Source organism: Streptomyces sp. BBFR102 (assembly GCF_051397025.1).
Taxonomy (GTDB): Bacteria; Actinomycetota; Actinomycetes; order Streptomycetales; family Streptomycetaceae; genus Streptomyces.
In genome coordinates this window covers 4,034,847-4,046,583 of sequence record NZ_CP195757.1, presented here as the reverse complement: position 1 = coordinate 4,046,583, position 11,737 = coordinate 4,034,847, and the positions used below count along the sequence as shown (strand labels likewise).

Here is an 11,737-nt window from a genome sequence, read left to right as displayed (position 1 = left end):
GGCCCGGCGCCGGTGCCGGTACACGGTCCTGCGATGGCGCGGTGGGGCGGTGGCGCGCTCCTGGGCGCGGCACCGCCGGCCCGGATCTTGGGGAATCCGGGCCGGCGGGTGGGGTGGGGGGAATGCGTAGAGCTCGACGGGTCGAAGGGACCGGGACGACCTTGCCCGCCGGGCGGGCCGGCGGGCAAGGGAGTTGAGCCAGTTCTGAGGTGCGGGTCGGGTCAGGACCCGGCCTCGCGGTTCTGCTTCCCGGGCTTGGCGCCCTTCTTCAGGAACCCGATGTCCTGGTAGCGCGGGGTCGCGAAGCCGAAGGCGCCGGCGTTGGCCACGTTCGGCCGGGCCGCCACCAGCTCCGGGCGCTGGTAGAGCGGGATCGCCCCGGCGACGGCCCAGATGCGGGCGTCCGCCTCCTTGATCAGCTTCTTCCGGGCGCCGTCGTCCAGCTCGCCGACGGCCTGGTCGAAGAGCTGGTCGATGCGGTCGGTGCCGACCCGGGTGTAGTTCTGCGCGACGTTGAGCGACCCGTCGGCCGCCGGGACCGGCTTGGCGTGGATGGGGCGGCCGTCGGTCGCCGGGTAGGCCGTCCCCGGCCAGGAGTAGAGCGCCATGTCGTACTGGCCGGAGGCGACGTGGTCGGTGAAGTAGCCCGCACTCGGGACCTTCTTCATCGCCGTGGTCACCCCGATCCTCTCCAGCTGCTCCGCGATCTTGTCGGCGACCGCCCGCAGCTGCTCGGACCCGGCCCCCGAGGGCACCACGAACCGCAGCGTCAACTGCTGGCCGTCCTTGGCCAGCGGTCCCGCCGCGCCCTCGGCCCCCGGGCTCCGCTGCTCCTCCGGCGCCGCCGTGCCCTTGGGCGCGTACGCCCCGGGCGGGCCCCCCTGCTGGGCGTGCGCCCCCTGCTCGGCCTTGCCGTCGCCGTCCTGCCGCGCCATCAGGTCGGCCTGGCGCCACAGGGCCGCGCCCTGTCCGGCGGCGACCGCGCCCGTCGGCACCGGGCCGCCGCGCTCGCCGGACTTGCCCTCGTCCTCGCCGACGATGTACTCGCCGCCGTCGTCGCCCGGCCGGTCCTCGTTCCCGGAGTCCCGGACCCCCTCCTCGCCCTCGGCCGGCTCACCGGAGGCACCGGCGTTCTGCGGCCGGCCCACGCTCCCCCCCGGCTTCCAGCCCGCCTCGGCGAGCAGGGCGCGGGCCTCGGCGGTGTCCTGCGCGCCGAGCGCGTCGCTGGCGTCCTCGTACGCGTCCTGCCCGTCCAGCGCCAGGTGGCTGCCGACCGGCCGGGCGGGCAGACCCAGCGGCTTCAGCACCGTCTCGGCCAGTTCCTCGCGGTCCAGGGCGCGGGCCACGGCCCGGCGCACCCGCTCGTCGGCGAGGGGGCCGTCGGCGCCGTTCAGCGCCAGCTGGGTGAAGGCGGGCTCCAGCGCCTTGCGGACCTCGTAGGCGGCGAGGGACTTCTGCTCGGAGGCGTACGCGGCGACCGCCTCACGGGTCTGCTCGCGGGCCAGCTGCTCCGACTCGGCCGCCTCCTGCTCGGTGCCGTGCGCGACCGCCCAGGACATCAGCGCGTCCGCCGGGGTGCGCCCGGCGCCGGGGCCGTGCGCGAGCGGGCCCTCGGCGCCCTCGTCCCGGCGGGCCAGCGAGACCCGCTCCGCCTCGCCGGGGCCGAGCTGCGCCAGGTCGACGCGGCCCGCGGTGAGCGCCCGTCCGCGGTCCTCCGGCGCGACCTCGCGGAAGACCAGCTGGTCGAGTTTTGGCTGGTCACCCCACCAGCGGGGGTTGCGGGCCAGGGTGATGTCGCCGGTCTTCCGGTCGACCTTCTTCAGGCTGAACGGGCCCGCCGTGTTCTTCAGGGTGCCGCGCGCGCTGTCGTTGAAGGAGTCCGGGGTGCCCATGACCTCCTTCGGGTACAGCGGGGTGAAGAGGCTGCGCCACTCCGCGTACGGCTTGTCGAAGGTGACCTGGACCTCCAGGTCGTCCTTGCCCCGCTCGACCTTGGCGATCCGGTCGTACCCGGCGTTCCTGGCCGTCCAGTACGCCGGGTCCTTGCCGCGCAGGGCACGCCACTGGGCGGCGAAGTCGGGGGCGCCGATCTCGCGGCCGTCGCTCCACACCGCCTTCTGGTTCAGCCGGTAGACGACGACCTGGCGCGGCTCGCGCGCGACCACCTCGGCGGACTCCAGGTAGTCCGGGTTGGCCTGCGGGCGGCCCCGGTCGTCCAAGGTGAACAGGGCCGGCAGGACGGCGCCGGCCACCCGGGTCGTCCCGGCGTCGGCGTCCGCCTGGTACGCGTTCAAGGTGCCCGGTACGGCATCGATCGCCCAGGTCAGGGTGGAGCCGTCGGCGACCAGGTCGCGGGGGGCGGGGGCGAGGTCCTGGCTGGCTGCCGGAACGTTTCCTTCCTCGGACGCGCCGCACGCCGCGACGGCCGGGAGTGCGAGGACTCCGGTCGTCAGGAGCGCGACCGAACGCCGTCTTGCGCCGTCGTGGAACATGGGGCGTACCTCCGGGGGTCACCGGGATTTGATCACGTTTGGCGGTATATGGAGCTGATCACATCTATCGCCACGGAACGCCCCCGGCACCGGCTCGTCCCGCCGACACGCCGGTCGGGCTCCCGGGTTCCACCCGTGCGGACCCGCCTCCTCGCCGTCCGGGCCGGCGGCCTCGGGCGCCGCCGGTCCTCACGCGCGCCCGGCCGGCGCCCGAGGCCACGCCGGGGCGGGCGGGTTCGTCCACGGGCACCCCCCACGTTGAGCGGAGATTCCGCCCACCCCGCTCGCCACGGCGCCCCCCGTCGCCCTACTCTCCGAAGGAGCGGTCTAGCACGGCGAAGGGTGACACGGTGCGGGCGGACCTGATCCTGCCGATCCTGGTGCTGGCAGCCGCGCTGACCGCCGCCGTGTACACGTACCGCAGGCGCGAGCGCCGGGTCAGCACCCGCACCACCCCGGCGGGAGCCGAGATATGGGGCGCGGGTGGCGACACCCGCACCCCGGTGCTCTCCCCGGCGGAGGCCCTGGCCCAGGCGGAGCACGCGATCCGGGTCAGGGCGGCCCAGGTGGCGGGCGCCTCCCCCGCGGCCCCGCCGGAGGCGCTGATCGCCGCCGAGGCCGCCCTGACGACGGCCCGCACCGAGCTGGCGGAGGCCCGCAGGCAGTGGGCGAAGGGCGAGAACCCGACCGCGGTGCGCGAGCACAGCGCGCGGGCCGACGCCGTCCTCCAGGCGCAGGCCCCGGCGTTCGCGGCGCTCGGAGAGGGCTGACGCTCAGAAGAGACTGAGCAGCGCCTCGGTCGGGTCGGGCGCCTCTCCCCCGTCGGGCAGCGCCAGCTCGAACCAGACCGTCTTCCCCCGGGGCGTGCGCCGCGAGCCCCAGGAGGCGCTGAGCAGCCCGACGAGCTGGAGCCCGCGTCCGCCCTCGTCGGTGTCCCGCGCCCGCCGGCGCCGCGGCTGGACCAGCCCGGCGTCCCAGACCTCGCAGACCAGGGTCCGGTCCAGGAGCAGCCGGAGCCGGATCTCCCCCTCGCCGTAGCGCAGGGCGTTGGTGACGAGTTCGCTGACGAGGAGTTCGACGGTGTCGACGAGGGCGTCGAGCCCCCAGCCCTGCAACTGGGCGCGGGCGAGTTCGCGGGCCCGGCCGACCGACTTGGGTTCGCGGGGCAGCGTCCAGTCGCCGACGTTCCCGGCGGGCAGGCCCTGGACGCGCGCCATGAGCAGGGCGATGTCGTCCTCGCCGTGGTGGGTGTCGAGGGTGGACAGGACGTGGTCGCAGGCGTCCTCCAGGGCCATCGCGGGCCCGGTGAGGGCGGCACGGAAGGCGCCGAGCCCCTCGTCCAGGGTCTGGTCGCGGGATTCGACGAGGCCGTCGGTGTAGAGGGCGAGCAGCGCCCCTTCGGGGAGCTCGGCCTCGACCTCCTCGAAGGGCTCGCCGCCGACGCCGAGCGGCAGCCCGGGCGGTACGTCGAGGAGGAGGGCCGGCTCACCGGGCTCGCCCGGCTCCACGATGACGGGAGGCAGGTGGCCCGCGTTGGCGAAGGTGACGCGCCGGGTGACGGCGTCGTAGACCGCGTAGACGCAGGTGGCGAGGTAGACCTCGGAGAGGTCGGCGTCGCGGTTCTGGAGGGCGGCGCGGGTGGACTGCTGGGAGCCGGGGCCGCGTGCGGGGGCGCCCAGGCCGCGGGCGATCTCGTCCAGGTGGGAGAGGACCTCGGCCGGTTCGAGGTCGAGCAGGGCGAGGGTACGCACGGCGGTGCGCAGTTCGCCCATGGCGACGGCGGCGCGCAGGCCGCGGCCCATCACGTCGCCGATGACCAGGGCGGTGCGGTGGCCGGGGAGTTCGATGACGTCGAACCAGTCGCCACCGACCTCGGTGGCGGCGTTGCCCGGCAGGTAGCGGCAGGCGATGTCGAGCCCGGACGCCTCGGGGGCGCCGGGCGGCAGCAGGCTGCGCTGGAGGATGAGGGCGCGTTCGTGCTCGCGGCGGTAGAGGCGGGCGTTGTCGATGCAGACGGCGGTGCGCGCGGCCAGTTCGGTGGCGAGCGCCCGGTCGCGCTCGCTGAACGGCTCGCTGCCCTTCGTACGGGAGAACTTGACCAGCCCGACCACGGTGTCCCGGGCGACCAGCGGCACGGCGAGGGTGGAGTGGACCAGGCCGGTGGGGCCTTCGACGCTCTGGGCTCGGGCGGTGCGCAGCGCGGTGGCGCAGGGGGAGCCGGGCTCGTAGTGGTGGACGGAGTTGACGGGGACCGGGGCGGTGCCCGGGCGGCCTGCCTCGTCGCCGATGCCGGGGCTGAAGGGAGTGTCGGCGACGGCGCTGGAGAAGGCGACCCGGCGCAGGTCGGCGCCGGCCCGGCCGCCGTCGGCCATGGACTGGCCCCACAGGCTCTGCGGTGCCTCGTCGCCCTCCAGGAGGGCCTGGTAGAGGTCGACGGAGGCGAGGTCGCAGAAGGCCGGGACGGTGACGTCGAGGAGTTCGCGGGCAGTGGTGTCCAGGTCGAGGCTGGTGCCGATGCGGGAGGCGGCGTCGTTGAGCAGGGCGAGGTTGCGCCGGGCGTGGGCGGCCTCGCGGGCGGCGGCGTCGCGGCGGGTGACGTCGGTGCAGATGGCGGCGACGCCGAGGGGGCGTCCGGCGCCGTCGTGGACGCGGTAGAGGTTGATCGCCCAGTGGCGCCGCTCGCCGGACTCGAAGTCGGCGGCCGCCCCGGCGAGCTGGAGGTCGTTGACCGGGTCGCCGGTGTCCAGGACGCGGCGCAGGGCGGTGCTGAGCCGGTCGGCCTCGCGCGGGGAGAGGTAGTCCTCGACGGTGCGGCCGCGGTGGGCCTCGGCGGGGGCGCCGAAGACGGAGGCGAACCGCTGGTTGGCCCGCTGGATGCGCAGATCGGTGCCGAAGAGGAGGAACCCGATGGGAGATTGGCCGAAAATCGCCTCCGAGGCGGCCAGTCCCGACTCGATGCCCCGCAGCGTGCGGACGTCGACCACGATGCAGACGGCGGCGCGGTCGCCCGTCTCGGTGCGGGTGGGCATCACGTAGATCTCTGCCAGCCCCTCGCGCACCGCGGCCGGGGAGCCCTCGGGAGCGGTGCGGGGCGCGGGCAGCCGGACCGGGAGGACCCCGGTCCACTCCTTGCCGTCGAGGATCTCGGCCATCTTGCGGTGCCCGCGTTCCCGCAGGCGGCCCGGGACGAAGGCGTCTACGGGGTCGCGGCCGAGGACGTCCTGGGCGCGGATGCCGAAGATGCGCTCGGCGCGTTCGCTCCACTGGTCGACCAGCCCGTCGGGGCCGATCGAGAAGGAGGCGACCTTGATGTAGTCGTAGATCGACCCGGGCGGGCTGCTCTGCCACACGATCCGGCCCGCCGGCTCCTGGTGAGCCGTGGCCTTCGCTGGTATCTCGCTCACGCGAACCGTCCCCTCCAGCTCACCGCCCCCGGACCCGGTACCGGGGCAGCAGTCCGCAGTATCCAGCACTGCGGCGCGGCATCACATCTCGTTCACGATCACAGCACGGTCTCGACGCTTTCAGGTCGCGGGCGACCTGCCGGGCCTTCGAGGCCGACGCACTGACACTCCTAACCATGGGGAACGCCCTCCTAACCTCGAAGGGCCCACCGAGAATGAACGAGAGTGCACGAGGTCGCACGCACGTGACCGGACCCGACCGGTCACCGGGCGTACGGACCACTCGCGCCCGGATGCGAGCACCGAGTGCCGCCATCCGCCCGTTTCACACCGGCAGCGTCACCCGGGAAGCGCCAGTTCGAACCAGACGGTCTTGCCCCGCCGCCCGCGCCGGGTGCCCCAGCGGCACGAGGTGCAGGCGACGAGCTGGAGACCGCGGCCGGTCTCCTCGTCGGGTCCCGCGCGGCGCTCGCGGGGTGCTTCGGGAACGGGGTCGGAGACCTCCACGAGCAAGGGCGAGGCGCCGTCCACGGAGTGGGTGAGGCGGACCCCGATGGGCCCGTGCGCGTACCGCAGGGAGTTGGTCACCAGCTCACTGACCAGCAGCGCGGTCACGTCCTCCAGGGCGTCGAGCCCCCAGGCGGCGAGCTGCCGCCGGACCACGGTCCGCGCGGTGCGCACGACCCCCGGGTCGGCGGGGAAGGTCCACGCGGCACAGTCGCCACGGGTGTCGATCACACCGATCACTTCCAAACACCGGCAGCGGTCTCCACGGCCGGCGCGGGGCGGGGATCGTCGCGGCGGGAGCCGCGGGGCGCCGCCGGGCGCGGGCGGGGACGACTGCGGGACGAAGGGACGACGGACACGCCGGCATTCCCCGGACGAGGAGCACCGGGCGATTGCGGTGACTATTGCCCGAATGCTCCTCGTTCATAGCGCCGCGCCCGCTATTCGCGCCCCGGTGTCGCCCCGTCGGCCCAGCGGACCTCCCCGGCCCGGCTCAGTCCAGCGCCGGGGTCTCCATCCGCCGGGCGGTCTCCATCACGGCGGGCCGGTCCTGGGGCAGCCAGTCGACGTCCCAGATCTCCTCGGCGGAGAGCCAGCGCAGCTCGTCGTGGTCCTCCAGCGGTTCGGGCTCGCCCTCCACGAGGCGGGCGGTCCACACCTGGAGGACGTATCCGGGTTTCAGGTCCCAGGTGCCCGGGATGCGCTCCACCGGTTCCGCCCGTACGCCGAGTTCCTCGCGGAGTTCGCGCACGAGGGCCGCCTCGGGCCGCTCGCCGGGCTCGGTCTTGCCGCCAGGCAGCTCCCAGCGGCCCGCGAGTTCCGGCGGGGCGCTGCGGCGGGCCGCGAGGAGTCGCTCGGTCACGGGTCCACCCCGGCTGCCGGCGCGCGTGTCCCGCAGCGCGGCGGCGACCACCACGATCTGTTCCGTCATGCGCGGGAGCCTACGCGGCACCGGGACCCTCCTGAAGATCAGGCGGGCTGCCGCTCGACCCAGTAGTGCTGTTCGTCGCCGCGCGAGCCGAGCGACTCGACGAGCTTCTGGGCCTCGACACGCGTGGCACAGGCGGCCACCCGGTACCGATTGCCGTTGGTCTCCTGCCGTATGACGTGCCAGGTGAGCGCGGTACCGCCCTCACCCATCGCACGCCTCGCTTCGCGCACCCGGCTCACTTCTCGCTCCGTTCGTCGAGGAAACCGCACTCCGCATATGCCGGAGCCTACGCCCGACCTTCACTCAGCGGATACGGAATGGCACAAAGAGGTGAGCAACCAGCCAAGCCCAAGGGGGCGCATCCGAATGGACGCGCCCCCTCGGGAACGGGTTGAGTCTTCAATCAGCAGCGAGGAAACCCTTGTTGGCGATGCGGAGGCAGATCACCGGTCAGTCCCCGGCGCACGCCCCCGGCATGCGCGCGCCCCCAGAGACCCCGCCGGGGCCCCGCGCTCACTTGACCGGAAGGTGGTAGGCCACCCGGTAGCGGTCGGCCGGGACCACCACGTCGGCGGTCTCCACCGGGCGGCCCGAGGCGTAGTACGTGCGCCGGATGGTGAGGACGGCGTGGCCCGGGACGCCGCCGAGGGCGAGGAGTTCCTCGGCGAGGCCGGGGCGGCAGCCGACCTCCTCCGCGACGTTGTCCACCACGATGTCGATGGCGGCCATCCGCTCGACCACGCCGGAGCCGCCGAGCGGGCCCTCCTCGGGCAGCATCACAGGGGTGCGGCCGGTGAGCGCCAGCGGCTCCCAGGAGGTGGAGAGCATCATCGCCTCACCGGCCTCCCGGAAGACGTACCGCGTGCGCATCACACGGTCGCCCGGCTCGACGCCGAGCCGCTCGGCGACCTCGGCCGAGGCGCCCTCCTGCTCACTGCGGGACTCCCAGGTCCCGCGCACCCCGCTCAGCGCCTGCTCCTGCCGGAACGGCGTGGAGCCGCCGGGGTCGCGGTACCCGGTGCGGGCGATCCGGCGCGGCTCGGGGCGCTCACGCACGTACGTCCCCGAGCCCGACCGGCCCTCGACCAGCCCCTCGGCCATCAGGACCTTGCGCGCCTCTAGCGCGACCGTGTCCGAGACGCCGTACTCCTGCCGGATGCGGGCCTGCGAGGGGAGGCGGGTGTTCGGCGGAAGGGCACCGTCGACGATCTTCTTGCGGAGATCGTCCGCCACGCGCAGATACGCAGGCCGCTCACCGAACGTCACTGGCCACTCCCATCAGCTTGACAGACAGCGACAGCCTGACAACCGTAGGTTGCCGCCCGCAACCTCGGGCCAGAGATTCACTGGAAGTGACGAACTCGTAGGTCGCCGGGAACTTCTCGCCCGCCCGCCCCCGTCACCCCGCGAGATGGCGCGAGAGCCCCACCGGCGAGATCTCCCCGGGCGGCTCCTCCTCGCCCGTGCCAGTGCCTCCGGCGCCCTGTCCGGCGTCGGCGAGGCTGCCGGCGAGCTTCCCGCCGTCCTTGCCGAACAGGCAGCTGACCTCGCGGTCGCCGAAGGCCCAGCTCTCGGGGGTCGGCAGGTAGTAGTAGACGAAGACGTCCTCGGGCAGGTCGCCGGCGGACCTGCCCGCGTACCCGTCGACCAGGGCCGTGCAGCGCCGGTCGGCAATGGCGTCGATGCGGTCCTCGCCCGGGTACGCGTCGCCGTCGGGGAGATCGAAGGCGCCGAAGACCTCGCCGTCGTGCGGGCGGGCGCAGTCGATCTTGTCGACGTCGTACGTCTCGCCCTCCAGTCCCCCGCCGGGGACGTCGAAGCAATCGCCGACGCGCAACGTGAAGGGGGTGCCACTGCCCTCGCGCATCCCCTCGCGGAAGCCCTCCATGAAGGCGGAGAAGCCGCCGGTGGCGAGCATCAGCGTCCACAGGGCCAGCCCGCAGGAGGAGAGGATCATGCCCGCCACCGCCAGGCCCTTGCCACGCTCCCGGCGCCGCTTGACGCTGGGCAGCGCGAGGGCGCCGAGGATCAGGCCGAGTGCCGGAACGAAGAACAGGACGCCGGTGACCAGAGAGGCGACGGCCAGGCCGTTGACCGGCGGCTGCGGGGCCGGATAGCCGTAACCGTAGTCGTATCCGTAGCCGGGCCCCGGCTGCCCCGGGTACGCACCGTACGGGCCCGGGTGCGGCTGCTGGTAAGGGCCCGGGGCGCCCTGCGGTGGCACGTACGGCGGGGGCGGTGCCCCCGGTCCTGGCTGCTGGGGCTGGCCCGGCGGTGTCCCCGGGGTCGGCGGTGTGGCCACGCTCGCTCGCTCCTTCGGTCCCCTCCCGCGGGCCGCGCGCCACCACCGGCGGCGGGGCGTGGCCCGCACGCCGCGCCGTGCGCGCGGTCGTGGAGCGCATCGTATGCGGGGCCGCCGACGGAGCCGGCGGCCCCGCATACGGCACCGGTCCGGGACACCGTGGATACGGCGCCCCGGACCGGGTTCCGAGGGGAGGGGCTGCGCGTGCCCCTGCCCCCCGGTCAGTTCCGTTCAGTCCCACTCAGTGCCGTACGGCAGCGGTCAGAACTGGAGACCCCAGGAGTTGATCCGCCCGGAGTCGTAGCTGGCGTTGTCGGTGACGCGGAGCTTCCAGACGCCGTTGGCGGCCTGGCCGGCCGCGTCGACCGTGTAGGTGGTCTTGATGTCGTCCGCGCTGCCGCCGGTGCCGAACGCCTTCAGCGTGTAGACGGTGCCGGCCGGGGAGACGAGCTGGACGCGCAGGTCACCGATGTAGGTGTGGGTGATGTCGACGTTGACGCCCAGAGTGGAGGGCGCGGCGCCGGAGACTCCGCTGACGGTCACCGGCGACTCCACGGTGGAGTTGTCGGGGACGGCCACGGCGGTCTTGTTCTCGAAGAGCGGACCGGTGGGCGGGGTGGTGCCGCCCGAGCCGACGCGCAGGAGCAGGTTGGGCGAGCCGGTGCCCGGGCTGGTGACGGCGCCGCTGGTGGCGGCGGCCTTCAGCGCGGCCTCGACCTGGGCCGGGGTCGCCGAGGGGTTCTCCGCGGCGTAGAGGGCTGCGGCGCCGACCACGTGCGGGGTCGCCATCGAGGTGCCGGAGATGGTGTTGGTCGCCGAGTCGCTGGTGTTCCACGAGGAGGTGATCGAGGAACCGGGGGCGAAGATGTCGACGGAGGTGCCCCAGTTGGAGAACGAGGAGCGGGCGTCGGTGTTGGTGGTGGAACCGACGGTGATGGCCTCGCTGACGCGGGCCGGGGAGTAGTTCGCGGCGTTCTGGTTGTCGTTGCCCGCGGCGACGCCGTAGGTGACGCCGGAGGCTATGGAGTTGCGGACCGCCTGGTCGAGGGCGGCGTCGGCGCCGCCGCCGAGGCTCATGTTGGCGACGGCCGGCTTCACGGCGTTCTGGGTGACCCAGTCGATGCCGGCGACGACCTGCGCGGTCGTACCGGAGCCCGCGTCGTTGAGGACGCGGACGCCGACGATCTTCGCCTTCTTGGCGACGCCGTGGGCGGTGCCGGCGACGGTGCCCGCGACGTGGGTGCCGTGGCCGTTGCCGTCCTGGGCGACGTTGTCGTTGTCGACGGCGTCGTAGCCGTTGGCCGCGCGACCGCCGAAGTCGCTGTGGCTGATCCGGACACCGGTGTCGATGATGTAGGCGGTGACGCCCTCACCGGCCTTGTCCGGGTAGGTGTACTTGCCGTCCAGCGGCAGCGACGCCTGGTCGATGCGGTCCAGGCCCCACGACGGCGGGCTGGTCTGGGTCGCGTCGATGGTGAAGGTGCGGTTCTGGATGACCGACTCGACGGCCGGGTCCGCCGCGAACTTCTCCGCCTCGGCGCGACTGAGCTCCACGGCGTACCCGTTGAGCGCGGCCTTGTACGTCCGCTCGATGGTGGCGCCGTACTCCTTGGCGAGCGCCTTGCTCTTCGCCGAGGTCGCCTTGCCGACCTGGTCGGCGTCGAGGGTGACGATGTAGCTGTCCTTGACGCGGTCCGGGGCGTCCGCGTTGATGATCAGGCTCGCGCCCGAAGGGTCGGGCGCGGCGCTCGCGGGGAGCGCGGCGACGCCGCCGAAGGCGAGAGCGGCCACGGCCGTCGCACTGATGGCGGCCATTCTTCGGCGGTTGTGACGCATCACTGCCATCTGAGGGGTCCTCCTCGTCGATGGTGCACTGGTGGGGGCGGTGCGTGGCGGTGCTTTGGGGCACACCGGCACAGCAACGGGTCAGGGTCATGACAACCCCGAGGGCGGAGTGCCGCCCGCGTCGCCGTCGAAAGATTGACCGATCCACAGGAATCACACAAGAGGGCAACCACAGGGTTAACACTCCTGCCACACACGGCAGTTGAGGGACGGTCACGCTTTCTCCGCATGCCCGTGGCCGAAATCCGGCACCCCT

At 73.7% G+C, this 11,737-nt stretch carries 9 protein-coding genes; 1 reads left to right on the top strand and 8 read right to left on the bottom strand.

The features are described 5' to 3' along the window. Positions 1 to 221: 221 nt before the first annotated feature. Entirely contained in the window at positions 222 to 2,492 is a 2,271-nt protein-coding gene (locus ACSLIC_RS18125; RefSeq protein ID WP_436738748.1) for an ABC transporter family substrate-binding protein, read from the bottom strand. Between the two features lie 350 nt (positions 2,493 to 2,842). On the opposite strand from ACSLIC_RS18125, the gene ACSLIC_RS18120 reads away from it, so the two are divergent. Further along, complete coding sequence (locus ACSLIC_RS18120) at positions 2,843 to 3,262, top strand: hypothetical protein (protein WP_436738747.1); 420 nt, start codon at positions 2,843 to 2,845, stop codon at positions 3,260 to 3,262. Between the two features lie 3 nt (positions 3,263 to 3,265). Here ACSLIC_RS18120 and ACSLIC_RS18115 read toward each other — a convergent pair whose 3' ends face one another. The 7 genes from ACSLIC_RS18115 to ACSLIC_RS18085 all read right to left on the bottom strand — a co-directional run bounded on the left by ACSLIC_RS18115 (position 3,266) and on the right by ACSLIC_RS18085 (position 11,481). Further along, positions 3,266 to 5,896, bottom strand: coding sequence for a SpoIIE family protein phosphatase (locus ACSLIC_RS18115; RefSeq protein ID WP_436738746.1), 2,631 nt, complete (start codon positions 5,894 to 5,896; stop codon positions 3,266 to 3,268). Positions 5,897 to 6,235: 339 nt separating this feature from the next. Then, the gene (locus ACSLIC_RS18110) at positions 6,236 to 6,643 is read right to left on the bottom strand and encodes an ATP-binding protein (RefSeq protein ID WP_436740406.1); all 408 of its coding nucleotides are present in this window, start codon (positions 6,641 to 6,643) and stop codon (positions 6,236 to 6,238) included. Positions 6,644 to 6,896: 253 nt separating this feature from the next. Next, entirely contained in the window at positions 6,897 to 7,334 is a 438-nt protein-coding gene (locus ACSLIC_RS18105) for a (deoxy)nucleoside triphosphate pyrophosphohydrolase (RefSeq protein ID WP_436738745.1), read from the bottom strand. Between the two features lie 38 nt (positions 7,335 to 7,372). Next, complete coding sequence (locus ACSLIC_RS18100; protein WP_436740405.1) at positions 7,373 to 7,543, bottom strand: SPOR domain-containing protein; 171 nt, start codon at positions 7,541 to 7,543, stop codon at positions 7,373 to 7,375. 304 nt (positions 7,544 to 7,847) lie between these two features. Then, positions 7,848 to 8,600: a GntR family transcriptional regulator gene (locus tag ACSLIC_RS18095; protein WP_436738744.1), complete on the bottom strand. Its 753-nt coding sequence runs from the start codon at positions 8,598 to 8,600 to the stop codon at positions 7,848 to 7,850. A 133-nt stretch (positions 8,601 to 8,733) separates the two neighbouring features. Continuing rightward, positions 8,734 to 9,636, bottom strand: coding sequence for a DUF4190 domain-containing protein (locus ACSLIC_RS18090; RefSeq protein WP_436738743.1), 903 nt, complete (start codon positions 9,634 to 9,636; stop codon positions 8,734 to 8,736). Between the two features lie 261 nt (positions 9,637 to 9,897). Beyond that, on the bottom strand, positions 9,898 to 11,481 hold the full coding sequence (locus ACSLIC_RS18085) for a S8 family peptidase (protein WP_436738742.1): 1,584 nt from the start codon (positions 11,479 to 11,481) through the stop codon (positions 9,898 to 9,900). Between the last annotated feature and the right edge of the window lie 256 nt (positions 11,482 to 11,737).

Coding starts and splice junctions, on each gene's coding strand:
- ACSLIC_RS18125 (WP_436738748.1), bottom strand. CDS start 2,492: ATGTTCCACGACGGCGCAAGACGGCGTTCGGTCGCGCTCCTGACGACC.
- ACSLIC_RS18105 (WP_436738745.1), bottom strand. CDS start 7,334: ATGACGGAACAGATCGTGGTGGTCGCCGCCGCGCTGCGGGACACGCGC.
- ACSLIC_RS18100 (WP_436740405.1), bottom strand. CDS start 7,543: ATGGGTGAGGGCGGTACCGCGCTCACCTGGCACGTCATACGGCAGGAG.
- ACSLIC_RS18085 (WP_436738742.1), bottom strand. CDS start 11,481: ATGGCAGTGATGCGTCACAACCGCCGAAGAATGGCCGCCATCAGTGCG.